At 62.7% G+C, this 17392-nt stretch carries 19 protein-coding genes and 1 pseudogene; 7 read left to right on the top strand and 13 right to left on the bottom strand.

What is annotated here, in order from left to right:
* Positions 1-11: 11 nt before the first annotated feature.
* Positions 12-725 (bottom strand): DUF4142 domain-containing protein, encoded by a 714-nt coding sequence (locus AT302_RS10890; RefSeq protein WP_237172120.1) that lies wholly within the window; start codon positions 723-725, stop codon positions 12-14.
* Positions 726-1240: 515 nt separating this feature from the next.
* On the opposite strand from AT302_RS10890, the gene dapA reads away from it, so the two are divergent.
* Positions 1241-2185 (top strand): 4-hydroxy-tetrahydrodipicolinate synthase, encoded by a 945-nt coding sequence (dapA, locus tag AT302_RS10885; RefSeq protein ID WP_058380255.1) that lies wholly within the window; start codon positions 1241-1243, stop codon positions 2183-2185.
* Between the two features lie 54 nt (positions 2186-2239).
* Here dapA and AT302_RS10880 read toward each other — a convergent pair whose 3' ends face one another.
* Positions 2240-2761 carry a DMT family transporter gene (locus tag AT302_RS10880; protein ID WP_058380254.1) on the bottom strand — a complete coding sequence of 174 codons (522 nt, stop codon included), beginning with the start codon at positions 2759-2761 and terminating at the stop codon, positions 2240-2242.
* A 109-nt stretch (positions 2762-2870) separates the two neighbouring features.
* Here AT302_RS10880 and AT302_RS10875 point away from each other — a divergent pair, with 109 nt between their 5' ends.
* The gene (locus AT302_RS10875) at positions 2871-3779 is read left to right on the top strand and encodes a LysR family transcriptional regulator (RefSeq protein WP_058378454.1); all 909 of its coding nucleotides are present in this window, start codon (positions 2871-2873) and stop codon (positions 3777-3779) included.
* 9 nt (positions 3780-3788) lie between these two features.
* On the opposite strand, the gene AT302_RS10870 is transcribed toward AT302_RS10875, so the two are convergent.
* Positions 3789-4703, bottom strand: coding sequence for a LysR family transcriptional regulator (locus tag AT302_RS10870; RefSeq protein ID WP_058378453.1), 915 nt, complete (start codon positions 4701-4703; stop codon positions 3789-3791).
* A 137-nt stretch (positions 4704-4840) separates the two neighbouring features.
* Between AT302_RS10870 and AT302_RS10865 the strand changes: the two genes are divergently transcribed.
* Together AT302_RS10865 and AT302_RS10860 are read left to right on the top strand one after the other, a co-directional pair.
* Positions 4841-5695 carry an NAD(P)H-binding protein gene (locus tag AT302_RS10865; protein WP_058378452.1) on the top strand — a complete coding sequence of 285 codons (855 nt, stop codon included), beginning with the start codon at positions 4841-4843 and terminating at the stop codon, positions 5693-5695.
* 96 nt (positions 5696-5791) lie between these two features.
* Positions 5792-7108, top strand: coding sequence for a DUF2252 family protein (locus AT302_RS10860; RefSeq protein ID WP_058378451.1), 1317 nt, complete (start codon positions 5792-5794; stop codon positions 7106-7108).
* Positions 7109-7134: 26 nt separating this feature from the next.
* Here AT302_RS10860 and AT302_RS10855 read toward each other — a convergent pair whose 3' ends face one another.
* Together AT302_RS10855 and AT302_RS10850 are read right to left on the bottom strand one after the other, a co-directional pair.
* Entirely contained in the window at positions 7135-7599 is a 465-nt protein-coding gene (locus tag AT302_RS10855; RefSeq protein WP_064675211.1) for a nuclear transport factor 2 family protein, read from the bottom strand.
* A 172-nt stretch (positions 7600-7771) separates the two neighbouring features.
* On the bottom strand, positions 7772-8443 hold the full coding sequence (locus AT302_RS10850) for a glutathione S-transferase (RefSeq protein WP_058378450.1): 672 nt from the start codon (positions 8441-8443) through the stop codon (positions 7772-7774).
* 185 nt (positions 8444-8628) lie between these two features.
* Between AT302_RS10850 and AT302_RS10845 the strand changes: the two genes are divergently transcribed.
* A complete protein-coding gene (locus AT302_RS10845; RefSeq protein WP_058378449.1) occupies positions 8629-9555 on the top strand; it encodes a LysR family transcriptional regulator in 927 nt (308 codons plus the stop codon).
* A 139-nt stretch (positions 9556-9694) separates the two neighbouring features.
* Positions 9695-10900, top strand: coding sequence for a YbfB/YjiJ family MFS transporter (locus tag AT302_RS10840; protein WP_058378448.1), 1206 nt, complete (start codon positions 9695-9697; stop codon positions 10898-10900).
* Positions 10901-11032: 132 nt separating this feature from the next.
* Here the strand turns inward: AT302_RS10840 and AT302_RS27580 are convergent, their stop codons facing one another.
* The 6 genes and pseudogenes from AT302_RS27580 to AT302_RS10815 form a co-directional block, all read right to left on the bottom strand.
* Positions 11033-11500: a hypothetical protein gene (locus tag AT302_RS27580; protein WP_157125762.1), complete on the bottom strand. Its 468-nt coding sequence runs from the start codon at positions 11498-11500 to the stop codon at positions 11033-11035.
* A 232-nt stretch (positions 11501-11732) separates the two neighbouring features.
* Positions 11733-12350 (bottom strand): LysE family translocator, encoded by a 618-nt coding sequence (locus tag AT302_RS10830; RefSeq protein ID WP_058380252.1) that lies wholly within the window; start codon positions 12348-12350, stop codon positions 11733-11735.
* A 205-nt stretch (positions 12351-12555) separates the two neighbouring features.
* Positions 12556-12984, bottom strand: coding sequence for a rhodanese-like domain-containing protein (locus AT302_RS28110; protein ID WP_058380251.1), 429 nt, complete (start codon positions 12982-12984; stop codon positions 12556-12558).
* 270 nt (positions 12985-13254) lie between these two features.
* Positions 13255-13521: pseudogene (locus AT302_RS28105) on the bottom strand (nucleotidyltransferase domain-containing protein); the annotation flags it as partial.
* 32 nt (positions 13522-13553) lie between these two features.
* Positions 13554-13841 carry a lipocalin-like domain-containing protein gene (locus tag AT302_RS10820; RefSeq protein ID WP_237172118.1) on the bottom strand — a complete coding sequence of 96 codons (288 nt, stop codon included), beginning with the start codon at positions 13839-13841 and terminating at the stop codon, positions 13554-13556.
* Between the two features lie 37 nt (positions 13842-13878).
* Positions 13879-14595, bottom strand: a complete 717-nt coding sequence (locus AT302_RS10815) for a sulfite exporter TauE/SafE family protein (RefSeq protein ID WP_058380250.1) — start codon at positions 14593-14595, stop codon at positions 13879-13881.
* A 178-nt stretch (positions 14596-14773) separates the two neighbouring features.
* On the opposite strand from AT302_RS10815, the gene AT302_RS10810 reads away from it, so the two are divergent.
* On the top strand, positions 14774-15682 hold the full coding sequence (locus tag AT302_RS10810) for a LysR substrate-binding domain-containing protein (RefSeq protein WP_058378446.1): 909 nt from the start codon (positions 14774-14776) through the stop codon (positions 15680-15682).
* 40 nt (positions 15683-15722) lie between these two features.
* Here the strand turns inward: AT302_RS10810 and AT302_RS10805 are convergent, their stop codons facing one another.
* Together AT302_RS10805 and AT302_RS10800 are read right to left on the bottom strand one after the other, a co-directional pair.
* On the bottom strand, positions 15723-16607 hold the full coding sequence (locus AT302_RS10805; protein WP_058378445.1) for a helix-turn-helix transcriptional regulator: 885 nt from the start codon (positions 16605-16607) through the stop codon (positions 15723-15725).
* A 38-nt stretch (positions 16608-16645) separates the two neighbouring features.
* Entirely contained in the window at positions 16646-17326 is a 681-nt protein-coding gene (locus tag AT302_RS10800) for a Fe2+-dependent dioxygenase (protein WP_058378444.1), read from the bottom strand.
* Positions 17327-17392: the final 66 nt, after the last annotated feature.

The following is a 17392-nucleotide window of genomic DNA, read 5'->3' as shown; positions in this document are numbered from 1 at the left end:
GCGACATCGCCTTATTTCCCCATTTCGACTTTTGCGGAAACTTCGCGGGCTTTGCTGAGGTGATGGCGAATGGTCGGCAACGTCTGACGTGCGAATCCGCGCAAGTCTGCGTCCTGTCCCTTATCCGCTTCGAGCGAAAAAAGCTGGACGGCCTGCTCGTGCGCGTCGGGCCCTGCCAGCGCCATATAGGCCACATCGAACGCGTGTCCCTTTTTCTGTTTGAGCGCCTCGATGTCGGGGTTGACTGCCGTGTCATTGGGGACACTCACCCCCTTCTTCGCAGCGAGCTGCCGCAGCGCTTCATTCGCCTTGCTATGGTCGGTGACCATCTGCTGTGCAAAACGCTTGACGGCCGGGTTGGTGGAGCGCTGCACCGCGACCTGACTGGCCTGCACTTCGGCCTTGCCCGCCTGCTGCGCCTTGTCGACAAACTCGGCGTCAGGACCGGCCGTCGGCTGCGCGGTGCGTTGGGCTTGTGCAGCGGCGTGTGTTACGTCCACGCCGCCCCCGGCGACCCCTATCTCATCGCCACCGCCCTGTGCGGGCTCTCCTTTCGGTAGTTCCTGCGCAAACGTCCAGGTGCTGAACAACAAGGTTGCGGCGGCGAGGCACGCGCCGGACATGTTGAGGTGTCGTGTCTGCATTCTGTCCTCCCAAGGTTGACGACAACGGATGGCGACGATAGATGCCCATTCGACTACGTATTCAACGGCACCGTTCGTCATGACGTGATCGAACTTTTCTATGCGGTGCCGCCCGCCGCTACAAAGTTTCAATGCCGGGTCGTGCCTGCGCGGGGCGTCGGGAGGCGCATCGCACGCGGTGAACTTTTAAGACGGCGCGCTTGACGTCACCCGCGCGCTGCGTATAGAGTCACCGCATGACGAATTTCAGCGCCCTTCTCTTGAACGCAGTAAGTGTTGCCGCCACGCGGCAGCCAGGCGCGTTCGTCAAAGCTAAAAAACAGTCGCTCAACTGACCGGAGCGTGCTGTTCCGTCAGTTGAGCGACGGAATAGCCACGTGGACCCGGCAGTCCCGCCCGCGCCCTTGCGCACCTCGCCCGCCTGCCCTGTAGTTCCCCACGCGTCTCGCGATTCACGTCGTCCTGCTGAACGGTTTGCCGTACAGGTCATCACACGTTTGTCGTTTTGGAACTGTCAGGAGACACTCATGCAGGACACGCCGTCACACACATCGCACGCCGCTACCTCGTCGGCTTCACATTCGGCCTCGCAATCCATGGCACAACTCGCGTCACGCGGCCAAGCGCCGGCGTTTCGCGGGATATGGGTGCCGCTCGTCACGCCTTTTCTACCCGGTAGCGCGAACACCGCCGACGCACCGGTCGACCACGCCGCATTGCGCCGGCTGGTCGCCCACTATCGCCGCTCTGGGATTGCCGGTCTGGTGATCTGCGGCACGACCGGCGAAGCTGCCGCGCTTGATGACGCCGAGCAACTCGCCGTGTTCGACACCGTGTTGACTGAGGCGGGCGACCTGCCCGTGATCGCCGGACTGGCGGGCAATCACCTGGGACACACGCTGGCGCGGCTGGATGCCTTCAATGCGCTGCCGCTCGCGGGGGTGCTGGCGCCCGCACCGTATTACATCCGGCCGTCACAGGCGGGGCTCATCGACTGGTTCCACGCACTGGCCGACCGCTCGCGTGCGCCGATCGTGCTCTACGACATTCCGTATCGCACCGGCTCGACGTTGACGCTCGACACCCTCCTCACGCTGGCGGGACATGACAACATTCGCGGCATCAAGGATTGCGGCGGCAATGCCACCACGACGCAGGCCCTGATCGCAGACGGACGCTTGTCGGTACTCGCAGGCGAAGATCACCAACTGCTCTCGACCCTCTCGATGGGCGGCCATGGCGCGATCATCGCGTCGTCGCATTGCCGTCCGTCGCATTTCGTCGCGCTATATCGCGCCGTGCAGGCTCAGCAACTCGATGTGGCGCGGGTGCTGTTTCACGCATTGATGCCGGTGGTGCGGCTGCTCTTCGCCGAGGCGAATCCCGCTCCGGTGAAGGCGTGGCTGGCGCGCGAGGGTTTGCTGGCCGACGTACTGCGTGCACCGATGACCAGCGCGTCGCCCGCGCTGGCACAGCAGTTGGTGGATGCCGTGGCGGCCGTCGATGCGCAGTTCGGAGCAAGCGCCGCGAATGCTGCATGACGGCCGGTGATTGACGACGGATGGGTGGCGGATGGGTGACAGCGGCAGGTAGGCTTACGAGCCGACGGCCTGCCCGGCCATCGACTTCACCGGCGCGCTCGTGCCCCACTGCACCACGAGCATGCCGGCGACGATCAAGCCAACGCCTGCGATACGGGCAAGGTTGGCAGGTTTTTGCGCCAGCCCCATCAATCCGAAGTGATCGATGACGAGCGACGCGACGACCTGCCCCGCCACCACACAGACGATGAAATTTGCCGCACCGAGCCGGGGTGTCAGGATCAGTGCTGCCGTGATGTAAGCGACCCCGGCAATACCACCGATCCACAGCCACCACGGCCCGCCGGCCGCCCGGCCGAGATCGGGCACGCCCGCGCGCATGCCGATCAACACCGGCAGGATGACGATCAGGCTCACCAGCAACGATGCCACCGTCGCCCACAACGGATGGCCCAGCGCACGGCCGAGCGCCGCATTGCTGCCTGCCTGAAATGGCACGACGGCGCCCGCCAGCATGGCGACGACCAGCGGCAACAACACCGCAGGCGAGAACGAGGGAGCGAAGGATGCGTTCATGAAGTGACCTCCTTTGGCGTAAATCATGACTTGCCTTGAGGGTGCATCATCCATTCAAATAATGGAAATTCGAAATTCGTACGCAAACTATTCGTCTGATGGATAGCCAATGGATGACCTGCGCAGGATCGACCTCAACCTGTTGTTGACGCTGCACGCGTTGCTCGCAGAGCGCCACGTGTCCCGCGCGGCGGTTCGGCTGCACCGGAGCCAGCCTGCGGTCAGCCATGCGCTGGGGCAGTTACGCGTAATCTTCGACGATCCGCTGCTGGTTCGGCGCGACGGCGCCCTTGCCCTGACCGCCCGCGCGCAGGAACTGCAACGCCCGCTCGACGATGCACTCGCCCAACTGCAAGGGCTGCTGCATGCCCCCGCGTTCGACGCCCGGCGCGCACGCCGCACGTTCCGTCTTGCGTTGTCGGATTACGGTGCCCGGGTGGCACTCCCGGCGTTGACGCGATGCTTGCGTGAGCAGGCACCGGGGGTGGATCTGGCGATTTCGCAGACGAGCCGCGAGGCGATGGTGACGCAATTGCTCGATGGTGAAATCGACCTGGCGCTCGGCGTGTTTCACGATCTGCCGGACGAGTTGCTGGCGCAGACGCTGTTCGACGAATCGTTCGTCTGCGTGGCCGATCGGGCCACCCTGCCAGCGCGCGGCGCACTCACGCTCGACGCGTGGCTGGCGCGGCCTCATGTGCTCGTGGCGATGCGCCCGGACACTGCCAACGAAATCGATCTGGCACTCGCCGATCAGGGGCAAACGCGCCGCGTCGCCGTCGCGATGCCGCATTGGAGCGTTGCCACCGAGTTGATCGCCGGTACCGATCTCGTGCTCACCGTCGCCGAGCGCGCGGTCGCACATCTGCGTCACGATCGGCAGTTGAGACGCTTCCCGCCGCCGTTCCCGATTCCCGCCTTCGCGTTTCAGGCGGTCTGGCATACGCGACGTGATGTCGACCCCGCGCATCGCTGGCTGCGCGAGCAAATCGCGACGATTTGTGGCGACAACGCTTGATCCCTGAACTCAGGCTTGTGCCGTCAGCGAGGTGACGAGGTCGAGAAACGCCCGTGTTTTGGCGGGTGGATGATGACGCGACGGATGGTAGGCATTTAGCGGAAACCGTTCATCGGGCCAGTCGGGAAACAGGTCGACCAGTTCGCCGCTCTCAAGCCACACATCGGTGCCGAACCCCATGACCTGTGCAATGCCGTAACCGGCAAGACATGCGCTCAGCAGCGTACCGGCATCGTTGACGACGAGTCGGCCGTGCGTGGGAACCACCAGCTGTTTGCGCTTGCGATGAAATTCCCACGGATACGGCCGGCCGGTTTGCGGGTCACGGAATTCGATACACGTGTGCGCATCGCCCGACAGGTCTTGCGGTTTGAGCGGACGTCCACAACGTTTCAGATAGCTCGGCGCGGCCACCGTTCGAATGGGCGTATCGAGCAGCTTGCGCGCCACGAGCGTCGAATCGGGCGGGACACCGAAACGCACCGCCAGATCGAAGCCGTCGGCAATCAGATCGCCAAGACTGTCGCGCGTGATCAGCTCAAGGCGAAGCGCCGTGTGTTGCGTGAGGAACGCCTCAAGGCTCGGCCCAAGGATCAGCCGCGAGAAGAACGGGTCGATGTTCACGCGCAATCGCCCGCGCACGGCGGTGGCGCCGCCCGACGCGGTCGCCGCTGCATCTTCCAGCCCTGCCAGCAACGGCGTGACCTGCGCATAGAAGCGCCGCCCTTCGTCCGTCAACGAGACCACCCGCGTCGTTCTGTCGAACAACCGGATGCCCAGCCGCGCTTCAAGTCGGGCCACTGCCCGGCTCACCCCCGGCTGGGACATATCGAGGCGTTCGCCCGCGGCGGCAAAGCTCCCCGCCTCCACGATCGCTACGAACACGCTCATGCCGTTGAGCATGCGTTCGTCGAATGCTGACATGTGGTCGCTCCTCGGCCTGCTGTGTCACATGCCGCTTTGGCATGAATAAAATGACACTCATGTTATCGCGAAATGTAACGCGGATACCGACAATGGCGTCCAACGCGGTGTGGACCGCAGTGTTCAGAGGATTTGAGATGTACGCCATTACAGGAATTACCGGTCAAGTCGGCGGCGCGCTCGCCGAAACGTTGCTGACCCAAGGCGAGGCCGTGCGTGCCGTGGTGCGCAATGCCGCCAAGGGTGCGGCGTGGCAGGCGCGCGGTTGCGATGTGGCACTCGCCGACATGACAGACGCCGACGCGCTCACCCGTGCCTTCACCGGTGCAGAGGCGGTGTTCGTGCTGCTTCCGCCGACCTTCGATCCGTCACCTGACTTTGCCGAGTCGCGTGCCGTCATCACGGCGGTATCGAAGGCACTGCAAGCGGCTCGCCCTTCGCGTGTCGTCTGCCTCTCGACCGTGGGTGCGCAAGCCACGCAAACCAGCCTGCTCTCCCAGTTGTCGGAATTGGAGCAACACCTCGGTGCCCTGGCGCTGCCGATCACGTTCCTGCGTGCGGCATGGTTCATGGAGAACGCCGCGTGGGATGTGGCACGCGCCCGCACGGACGGCGTGTTGGAAAGCTATCTCACGCCGCTGGATCGCGCGATCCCGATGGTGGCGACCGCCGACGTCGGCAGCACGGCGGCGCACCTGTTGTGCGAGCCGTGGGAGGGCAAACGCGTGATCGAGTTGGCCGGCCCCGCACTGGTATCGCCAGCCATACTGGCCGACGCGCTGGGCCTTGCACTCGGCCGCCCCATCGAAGCCCGTGAAGTGCCGCGTGCCGAATGGGAAGCCCGCTTCAAAGCGCAAGGCATGCACAACCCGATTCCGCGCACGCAAATGCTTGACGGCTTCAACGCGGGCTGGCTCAGCTTTGAGGGCACGCCGCGTCAAGGCACCACAACGCTTGCCGACGTGGTGAATTCGCTGGTGACTTGCCACTGAGTTGCCATTTCGCTGACACTGAGGGCAATGCAACGCCGCGCGGGACCACGATTCAACACCGTGGCCCGCGCGGTGTGCGCTCAGGGAGCTGACGAGATGGCAAACGGCAAGCACCGCAAAAAGCACAGTTGGGCCACGCCGGACGAGCGGCTGGCGCGCCTGACCAGCGAACGGGCGCGCAAGATGGCGCGCTCGCCTCACGCCTATGTCCGTGGCAGCACAATCCGGTTTTATGAATGGCTAAGCAACGCGGACGTCAATTTGCCGCAGGGGCCTGCCATCTGGATCTGCGGTGACTGCCACACCGGCAATCTCGGGCCGCTGGCCAACGCGCGCGGCCATGTCGAAGTCCATATTCGCGATCTCGATCAGACCGTCATCGGCAACCCCGTTCACGATCTCGTGCGACTGGCGTTGTCGCTGGCGAGCGCTGCGCGCGGTTCGTCTCTCTCCGGCCTCACCGTCATCCATATGCTCGAAGCGCTCACGCACGGCTACGAGTCGGCGTTCGAACGCGGTGATACCCCGGATGACGAGAGTGGGAACGGGCGCAAGCGCAACGGAAAACGTGGCGGCAAGGCGAGCAGCAAGTCCGCCAAGGGAAAGAAGAACGCAGCCGCCGAGGATGACTACGAACGCCCGAAAGTGGTCGATCTGATCATGCGTCAGGCAACCAAACGCTCGTGGAAACATCTGGCGCTGGAGCGTATCGAGGATATCCGTCCCACGATTCCGCTAGGCCGGCGCTTCTGGCCGCTGAGCAAGACAGAGACGAACGAGATCGACGCGCTCTTTCAGCGGGAGACCATCGCGCGTCTCGCGACCGAGTTGCGTGGGCGCCCAGACGACGGCCATGTCGAAGTGCTCGACGCTGCGTATTGGGTCAAGGGGTGCAGTTCGCTGGGACGATTGCGCTACGCGGTGCTGCTGGATGTGGACGGCGGTGTCGTGCAAGGTGACGACCTTTGCCTGATGGATCTGAAGGAAGGCGTGAAAGCCGCCGCGCCGCGCTACCCCGGTGTTCGCATGCCGCGCGACAACGCCGAGCGGGTCGTCAAAGGGGCGCAGCATCTCTCGCCGTTTCTCGGCGACCGCATGCGTGCGGCGCGCATGATGGATCGGTCGATCATCATTCGCGAGTTGCTGCCGCAGGATCTCAAGCTCAGTATCGAAACGCTCACCGTCAACGACGCCGCCGAGATTTCGCACTACCTCGCGCACGTGGTGGGACAAGCCCACGCGCGGCAAATGGACGATGCCACCTGCCGCTCGTGGCTCACGGAACTGCAACGCAACCGCTCGAAGTCGATCGACGCGCCCGTATGGTTATGGAATAGCGTCGTGCAACTGATGAGCGAGCACGAAGCCGCCTATCTCGAACACTGCAAGCGGGTAATTTCAGGCGAGACCTGAAACGTCACCGCTCGCAGCGATACGGATCAGAACATCGGGTTGCCGCTGACCGTCTTGGCGGGCACCTGCTGCGACACGTCCCAGTGTTCGACGATCTTGCCTTTGTCGAGACGGAAGATGTCGACGATGGCAATCGGCGCGTCGCCCGGGTGCGGCACCTTGCGCACGTGCAGAATCACGTAATCCCCGTCGGCGAAGGCGCGCACGATATCGCTGTGCGAATCCGGCTGGTTCTTGCGCAGGAAATCAAGAAACTTGCCGAAGCCTTCCACGCCGTCGGCCGCGTTCGGGTTGTGCTGAATGTACTGCGTGCCCAGATACTGACGCGCCGCCTCGAAGTCCTTGCGATTCAGACCCGCCTCGTAGAACGCGAGGACGGCCTGCTTGTTGGCGGCCATCTGGGCAGCGGACACCGTGGGGACGGGCGTCGCAGACGGGTTGAGACCTTCAGCACCGGCCGCCGACAACGCGGCACCGGGCACAGGCGGCATACCTTCTGCCGCATGGGTGACAGGCGTCAGAACGACGGCGGCAGTGGCGAGCAACGAAGCGACAATGGTTTTCATGATGTCGTGTGGCGTAGGACGTCAGTGATGTCGTGATGTCAGGGGTGAAAAAAGCTAACGGATTCGGGCTTGGCTGACACGGCTTGGCGTGGCCGCGTCAACTCAACAGTTCGTAGGGGCCGCCACGCGCGAGTGCGCGCTGGTAAGCCTCACGTGAATGAATGCGTTTGAGAAAGTCTTCGATGGCCGGCCAACGGCCCTTGGCGTCGCCGCGCGCGGCTGCGGCTTCCAGCGGAAAGCTCATCTGGACATCGGCAGCACTGAAACTGTCGCCGACGAACCAGCCGGTCTTCGCCAGTTCGTCGTTCACATAGCCGAAGTGCAGCGCCAATTGTGGATCGACGAAGCTCGACTGCAATGTGCCGCTGATCTTGCGGGCAATGGGGCGGACGAAAAACGGCATGGGCGCGCTCGCGATGCGCAGCGCCACAAGCTTGAGCAACAAGGGCGGCATGGCAGAACCTTCGGCGTAGTGCAGCCAGTAAGTCCAGCGCAGACGTTCGGGGGTATCGCGCGGCGGGGCCAATCGCCCTTCTCCGTAACGATCGACCAGATACTCGATGATGGCGCCCGACTCGGCCAGCGTCAGGTCGCCGTCGGTAAGAACCGGTGACTTCCCGAGCGGGTGAACCTGCCGAAGCTCCGGGGGCGCAAGCATCGTGTTGGGGTCGCGGGCGTAGTGGCGCAGTTCGTACGGCAGGCCGAGCTCTTCGAGCAACCAGAGCACGCGTTGCGAGCGGGAGTTGTTCAGGTGATGGACGGTGATCATACGTTCGGACTCCGGCGGTTGATCCGAACGCCATTGTCGCCGTATTGGCGGATTTAGGGGTAATCTTGCCGATCAGACTGGTTGTCGGGCCACGCGGCCTGGAACCCGGCAAAACGCTCCATTAGCGCTATTCGCCCCGTTCAGCCACTTCCAGGCCACTACCAACCCGCCATCCCGCCCTGCTCATGGACAGAATCGACGCGATGAAGGTCTTCGTCGCCACCCTCGACGAAGGAAGCCTCGCCGGTGCCGCCCGCCGCCTCGGGCGCTCGGCCGCCGCCGTGAGCCGCGCCATCGCGTATCTTGAGGCCCATACCGGCACGGCCCTGTTACATCGCACCACACGCACCATCCGCCTGAGCGCCGCCGGTGAGCGCTACGCCGCCGCCTGCCGACGCATTCTGCTCGATCTGGACGAGGCCGACGTGCTCGCGGCCGGTGAGCGCTCTGCCCCGCGCGGTCTGCTGACCGTAGCGTCGCCATTGGCGGCAGGCGAGACGCTGATGCGGGAGATCGTAGACGCCTTCATCGAGCGGTACCCAGCCGTAACGGTGCGGCTTGCGCTGAGCGACGTTCCGGTCAGCCTGATTGATGAGGGCATCGACGTGGCGCTACGTGTTGCGCATTTGCCCGACTCATCGCTCGTCGCTACACAGGTTGGCGAAGTCCGGCGAGTGATTGCCGCGTCGCCTGACTATCTCGCATCGCACGCGCCTATCGAGACACCCGCCGATCTGGCGAAACATCAGATCGTGTCGATGACGTACTTCGGCATCGACTCATGGCGCTTTCCGGCGAGCGGACGGGCGTCGGTGCCGCAGGTGGTGCAGTTCACGCCGAGACTGATCGTCAATTCGATTCGTGCGGCGATTGCGTCGGCCGTGGCCGGTCACGGCGTGGCGCGGATGCTGACTTATCACATGGTCGATGAGATCGAGCGCGGCACGTTGCAGATCGTGTTGCGCGAGTATGAGCATCCACCAATGCCCGTGCACGTCATCACGCCGCAGGGACGCCTCGCCGTCCCTAAAGTGCGGGCGTTCGTCGACTTCGCCGTGCCGCGCCTGCGTAAGCATTTCGTGCGCGTGAACAAAGTGGCGGAGAAAGCGTAACGGCGATTCGTACGCCACGCGGAAGAATGACTTCCGACGCGTGGCCGTTCTCCGTCGGGCGCGCGGCACCTACACTAACTCCATCGCTTTTGCGCGTGGCACGGCACTGGATATGAGCCACGCGCGCCCCGGAGTCCACATGCAAAACGCAACGCTTGGCGGCACGTCAGCCGCCCCCTTCAATGCGTGGCGTGCCACGTTGTCTGCCGCCAGCGCCAGCCTGATCGGCATTGGGTTCGCCCGCTTCGCTTACACCGCCCTGCTTCCCGCGATTATTGGCGCGCACTGGTTTGCTGCGTCGACGGCCGCTTATCTTGGCGCGGCCAATCTGGGTGGCTATCTCGCGGGGGCACTCGGTGCACGGGCGCTTGCGCGCTACGCGCCGACTGTCACGATCTTGCGCGCGATGATGCTGCTCACCGCGGTCGCGTTTCTCGCGTGTGCTTGGCCGCTGTCGTTTCTGTGGTTCTTCTCATGGCGCTTCGCATCAGGGTTTTCTGGAGGGGTGCTGATGGTGCTTGCGGCACCGACGGTGTTGGGTCATGTACCGCCGTCGCGACGCGGCATCGTGAGCGGCGCGATCTTTGCGGGCATTGGGCTGGGGATCGCGGCATCGGGCACGTTAGTGCCGCTGCTGCTTCGGCAAGGTCTTTCGCAGACGTGGATCGGGTTAGGGGTCGTCTCGCTCGCGCTTTCTGTTGTGGGATGGCGCGGATGGCCGTCGGGAACGCCTGCTGTTGCGGTCGCTGCCAATGCGCATGCGCACCGTCGGCCTGCTAGTTCTGTGACGCTGCGCGCGCTGTATCTCGAATACGCGCTGAATGCGGTAGTGCTGGTGCCGCACATGATTTTTCTTGTGGATTACGTGGCACGGGGTCTCGGCAAGGGGCTGGATGCCGGGGCGCACTTCTGGGTGCTATATGGGCTTGGTGCGATCCTTGGGCTGATTTTTGCGGGGCATCTGGCTGACAGGATAGGGTTTGGTCGGGCGCTGCGGGTCGCATATGTTTCGCAGATTGTTGCGGTGTTGCTGCCGGTGTTAGGGCTTGGGTTACCGGGGTTGATTGTGTCGAGTCTGGTGATGGGTGCGTTCACGCCGGGCATCGTGCCACTGGTGCTTGGTCGCGTGAATGAGCTGCTGGTACACCACCCTTCTGCGCAAAAGGGCGCGTGGAGTACGGCTACGACGAGCTTTGCGACGTTGCAGGCCGGGGCCGCTTACGGGATGTCGTTTTTGTTTGCTGCGACGCAGGGCAACTACGCGGTGTTGTTCGTCGTGGGGAGTGCGGCGATGACGGTGGCGCTGGTGGTGAATCTTGTGGCTGCGCGGCGGGATGGCAGATGAGATATCTCGATCGTCCGGCATTCGTGCAAATCGTGTGTACGACGGTATAGACGAAAAAAAGCCGCTCACGGGAGCGGCTATCAAATGAATTCGTGCGACGCAGTTGAACGGAAATTAGCGCATCACGCGCTCTCACTGACAATGCAGATCATCGCGTGGCGCGCCTGCGGTACGGCAAAACATGATGACGTTGGGCGGGTTGCCTTGCGGCGTATCGAAGGTGATCCCTACGGCTACGTTCTGACGCGGCTGGGCAAGACCAGCGTTATGCCATTGCCCCTGATGCTTCACCCAGACGAAAGAGACGAACCCGCAGGCGTTGTGATACCCGTAGACGAGAATGAACTGGTTCGAGCCCGTGTACTTATAGCTGGCGCTTTCCATACCGGGCTGAATGCAAACCGCAGCTTCACCCGTACTGTTAGTTATCGGAAGGATGGTATTTCTTTCGCAGCTGGGGCTCGTGCAGCCTTGATCCATCTGCGGAATAATGCCCGCGTCATCGACGCCGTAAGTGACGCCGGCCCAAGCTTGGCCAGACAGGCCGAGTCCGGCAGTTAAAACCAACACGGCGAACACTCGCAATAGATATGTATTCATGTGACAAGGGCTCCAAAGGTGGATTGCCTGTCACGATTCTAGTCACGGGTTTTGGGGCGATGTATCACCCAATTGGGTGACATTGATCGCTGCTTCTATACCGTATGCGTCGGATGTTTTTGGTGCTTCGTTCGCGGTCGGCCGAATATTTTTTCGACAGATGAAACATTAGACCTGTCGGCTCGGATTGCTACGTTTTGATTGATGAAACGTTGAGGGATTGTGCGCCTTGTTACCGGAATGCCTGCCGGATTCCCAGCGCGATCATCAGCCCTCCACACATGAGGTCGATCCATGTCTTCGCGCGGCGATACGCCGTCGCAATCGTCGCGTGCGATAGCACGAGGGCGACGGCGCCGTACCAGCACGTCGCTGAAACGCCGACCGTCACCAGCATTGCGAAGAACGTCTGCGTGGAAACGTGGGTGGGCACCGCTGAGGAAAACACCGCCGCATAAAAAGCGATGGACTTCGGGTTCGCAATATTTGTCGCGATACCTTGCAGGAATGCGCCGCGAAACCGAGGCATCTTCGGTGGGTGACGTGCTTCCGAGGGAGTTGCCCGCGCCGACACAACGAGCCGCAGTCCGAACCAGATCAGATAGGCCGCGCCAACAAGCCTGACGCCGACAGCGAGCCACGGGAACATAGCGAACACCACGCCGATGCCAAGAATGGCGCAAGTCGCCCAGAACAGATTCACTGTCACGATTCCGGCGACAAGCGCGAGCGCATCGGAGCGTGTGCCGGTTACCGCCTTGTGCGTGATTGCGACAAAGTTCGGCCCGGGGATGACCGCGCTCGCCGCATAGACAGAAAAGACTGTCGCAATAACAGACCAATCAACCATTTGTAGCCTCAGTGGTTTGTGGTTGTACAAAACGCGGTGCTGCTTCTTCATGCCGTATTCTGCGTCAATTCACAACTGGCCGCTCTTGGCCGATTTCCGCCATCTGCGGCGGCCCACATTGATGACCTGACGCGGAAGTTGGATTGCCGAAGGCGCTTTGCCGATCTTTGAGCACAAGCCCCTCATCAACGCCCAGTCGGATCGATCACTCAAGCTCGCTCACGGCAAGGTCGAAACCTTCGTCGAGCCATCCGGCAACACCGCCGATCATCACCTTCACTGGCCGTCCCAACTGCGCCAGCCGAATGGCGCCTCGCGTTGCGCCATTGCAGTGCGGTCCCGCGCAGTAGGTGACGAAGAGTGTGTCGTGCGAATAATCGGCGAGCTTCGACGCGATGATCTTGCCGTGCATTAAGTTCACGGCGCCAGGAACGTGGCCACGAGCAAACAGCGCCGGACTTCGAACGTCGAGCAACACGAAGCCGGGTGATCCGCTGGCCAGTGCACTGGCAACATCGGAGCAATCGGTTTCAAATTGCAGTGACGCGCGAAAGTGGGCAAGTGCCGCGGTGCTCTCGGCGGCGGGGATGGAAGTATTGGTAGAACGAATCAGCTTTCTTGCCGCCTCTTTCATGAGGCGATGCGCCGTGGCGGGATCACTGGCGCTGGCGATGCGGTGAGCGTAATCGTTCAATGCATGAACGTAGTCACCGTTAACGCATTCCGCAATAGCTCGCGAGGGGATAAAAGCCTCGAATCGTTGGGAAAGATCATTTCCATGAACGCATCGGCATTCATGCTTCAACCAATAACCCCAACTGTATAAATTAGCCGGGTTCAGCACGTCTGCGCGTACCCCAATGTCGAAGTCGATTTTTGCGACCTCACGGTGGCGCGCTTCCATATCCCGGCGCAGTGCCTCGATACGCTCGCGCTCCTGCTCTGATGGTTGGCGCGTAAGCACAAGGGTCAGGTCCAGATCCGACTGCCCCGGTACTGCGCATCCGCGTGCGACGCTGCCGTAGAGATATAAACCATCCAGCAGGTCATCCAGCGCTGATGGAATAGCTTCACAAGCCTCCGCGACAAGGGCCTCGAACGCCGGTTGAATCGGAGTATCGCCAAGTACTCGGATTGTCAGTACGGGATGAGCGCCTTTCACGTTTTCCATTTGTATCGATCAATGCCTTAGTACAGAAAATCCTACTCGCGCCGAAACCGGAGAATCCCCCTCCCAATGGGGTTGCCCTCCACCATCGGGTTCGGCATCCACGCCGTCCAAACTTCGAGCGTGTCGCCATTGAGTTTGTACAGGCGTTCCTGCTCGGTGCCGTTCCAAGCTTCATTCCATGATGAGTCAATCTTCGTGATGAAACGGTCCGCATCGACCCGATACCGCCCGGTATAGGCCATCGCCGAAAGGAAGAGCCCAGCCAGTTTTTCGTTGGAAGTGCCCGGCTCCCGCGACTTTGCCGTGATCAGTACCATCATTCGCCCATCGGCACCGAACATCAGGTGCCCATTCGGATCACCGCCACGCCGCACTCAACATCACCGCCCCCGACACCACCAACATCGTGTCCAGCAACCGTTGAAACACCTGCGGCGACAACCCCAGCACGAACCGCTTGCCCAGCAGCGTCCCGGCCATCAGCGCCATGCCGACGATCAGTCCGTTGGCCCACGCCTGTGGCGGCAGCGCGCCAAGGTCGGAGAACATCAGCACCTTCGCCACGTAGATCAACATCGAACTGGCGGCCTCCGAGCCTAAAAACCCTCCCCCCGACAAGCCATACGCCGCGAACGCCGGCACGCTCAATGGTCCCGTCGAAAGCACGATACCGGTGAGAAAGCCGATGACCGCGCCAACCACAGCCAGGTGCCAAACGCCCAATCGGAATTGCCGCCGACGCAGCCAATGCCGCACAGGCACCATCGCAATGAAGAACGTGCCAAGTGCGATATCCACAGCCGTGGCCGGCAAACTCCAGAGCGTGCGCGCCCCCAATGCCGCCGCCGGTGCCCCGGGCAGGGAATAGGCCAGCACAGCGCGCCAGTCGATCTCTCGCCACCACGCCAGCACCTTCGAGACGTTGCCGATAATCGCCGCCACGGCCATGATCGGTACGGCCTGCTTCGGCCCGTACGTGTACACCAGCACCGGCAGCAACATCATCGACGAGCCCGTACCGACTACCCCGCTCACCGCCCCTGCCAAGGTGCCGACCAGCGCCACCATCACCATGCCCCACGCGTGTCCTGCCACGAGTCCTTCGAACATGCCCGCTGCCATCCGTGTCTTGTTGTTCGCAATCCGGTAACGATAAAGCATGATGATTGGTCACACTATCGACAAAATTGCAGCATTTCCGTGATAAAAAGTCACAGTTCAGCCCGATGGCTATCCCTCCTGTGAGCTCACGATGTCTCGCCGTCAATTGCCCCCGTTGAATGCCTTGCGCGTATTCGAGACCGCTGCCCGTGCGCCCAGTCTGAGTGCGGCTGCGCAGGAACTGTCTATCACGCACGGTGCCGTGAGCCGCCAGATTGCCCTGCTCGAAGACTGGCTCGGTCAGCAGTTGTTTGTTCGGCAAGGCCAACGCAACGTCGCCACCGATCACGCGCGCGCTTTTGCCGCTGAAATCAGCGCAGCGTTCGACCGAATCGACGACGCCGCCCTGCGCTTCGGCAAGGCACCGCAGACCCGTACCGTTCGGGTGAATGCGCAGACGACGCTCGCGATGCATTGGCTGATGGCGCGGCTTCCCGCATTTCATGCCGCGCACCCGGATGTACAAATCGTCGTGACGACGTCGAGCAGTGCCGATCCGGCGTTCCGGGGTGGTTTCGACGTGGCCATCCGGCGCGATCCACCGCCGGGGGCCGAGTGGCAGCCCTATGAGAAAACTCCGTTGTTCACCGAGCGCGCTAGTGTCGTCGCGTCGCCGTCGCTATTGCAGGCGCAGCCGCTTCGACGGTTGAAGGATCTCGCGAAGCACGCTTTCGTCGCCACGCAAACACGCGTCGGTGCTTGGGAGGATTGGTTGAATGCGGCGGGTGTGCCGGAGGTGCGTCCGGTGCGCTTTCATCGCTTCGATCACTACCATGTGAGCTTGCAGGCAGTGATCGACGGACTGGGTATCGGCATCGGTTGCACGCCGACACTCGACCGGGAACTGGCCAGCGGCCGGCTCGTCATGCCGTTTCCGGAGATTCAGGCAGGTGGCGCAACTTACGTCACGCTCGTGCCGCGCGACGCCGATAAATCACGGCCGTTGCACGACTTTCTCGCGTGGGTTCATGAGTCAGCCGCAGGACAACCGCCGGCGTGAGCCACCCGCGCTCGCACGCCAAAGTCCAAAGCGCGCAGCCTTACGTCCCATCCCCTTCACGCCATTTGCCGGGCGACACCCCGAAGGCGCGCCGGAAATACCGGGTGAAATGGGACAGATCGTTAAACCCCTGCGCGAGCGCGACTTCCGTTGCGGACGCCCCGCTACGCAGCGCCGGTAACGCACGCGCAACGCGCAGTTGATTGCGCCACGCATGCGGCGCCAACCCTGTCTCGCGAGAAAACAAACGCGCCGCGTGAAACGGTGAAAGCTCCACCGCCTCGGCGAGTGCGGTCAATGTCAGCGGTTCAGTCAGGTCAGCCGACAACCGCGCCTTCATCGTCTCGACACGCACAGCGTCACGATGAACCGGCAGCGTTGGAATCCGCAACTGCGCATGGCGCGACAGCATCATCGACACCGCATCGACCAGCGCATGTTCGGCGGCCAGCGGATCGGCCTGTGCCTCAAGCAGACGATGCGCCGCCAGCAAGCGCTGCATGGCCTGAGCATCACGCACGACGTTCTCCCCGAACCACGGCAGCGCCTCGTCAGGCGAGGCCAGCCCGGCCACTGGACTCGCCAGTTGCTGTTGCACGCCCTTCACGAAACCGACCGGAAGATAGAACACCCGATAACGCCAGCCGAAGTCGGTCTCCCGCGCGCCGGTATGCACTTCGCCCGGGTGAATGATCGCCACCGAACCGGCATCGGCCACGTGCTCGCCGCCCAGATAGTCATAGCGCTCCGCACCCGCCACGATGCACGCGAACGTGTACGCATCGTGCCAGTGCGGCGCGAAGGTGTGGTCGTTGTACTCGGCCGTCACCATATCGCCATCGGGCACCAGCGACGAGCGCCAGTACACCGGGGCATTGCGAAATGGCTTGGTCGGCCGGGAAGGCGGAACGGAGCGGAAATCCATCCCGCTACTTTACACCGGAGAGCGTCGACCCCGCCGCGTCAGACGTCAGCCCACATCCGCAGCAGGTTGTGATAACTGCCCGTCAACTGCACGAGCGAATCGCCGTCTGCGCCCTGCTGGGTAAGCCGCTGGATCGCAATATCCATGTCGAACAGCACGCTGCGTTGCGCGTCTTCCCGGATCAGGCTCTCGATCCAGAAGAACGAGGCGAGCCGCACACCCCGCGTGACCGGATTGACCTTGTGCACACTCGTTCCCGGATACAACACCATGTGACCGGCAGGCAGCTTGACGGCGCGCTCGCCGAAGCTGTCTCGCACCACCAGTTCGCCACCGTCGTAGCTATCCGGTTCCGCCAGAAACAGCGTCGCCGAGAGATCAGTGCGCACACGCTCGCGCACGCCCTTGATGCCCCTCACCGCGTTATCGACGTGATACCCGAACGCCTCGCCGCCTTCGTATCGATTGAACAACGGCGGATAGATGCGGCGCGGCAACGCCGCCGACATGAACACCGCGTCCTGACTCAGGCGACGCAGTATCTCCTCACCGATACGCCGCGCCCACGGGTCGTCTTCGGCCAGTTGGCGGTTTTCCTTCGCCTGCGCCGACTGCATGCCAGCTGTGGCCTTGCCGTCCACCCACGACTGCGCCTGCAATTGCTCGCACAACTGGCGCGCTTCGTCACGGCTGAAAACGCCGGGGATCTCGATCATCATGATGCTGCTCTCCTGCCCTTTCCCACACAATCCGGCGCGATGGCGCCAGCCCTTCGGCAAGCGCCA

The organism is Pandoraea norimbergensis (genome assembly GCF_001465545.3).
Taxonomy (GTDB): Bacteria; Pseudomonadota; Gammaproteobacteria; order Burkholderiales; family Burkholderiaceae; genus Pandoraea; species Pandoraea norimbergensis.
This window is presented reverse-complemented; position numbering and strand designations above follow the sequence as displayed.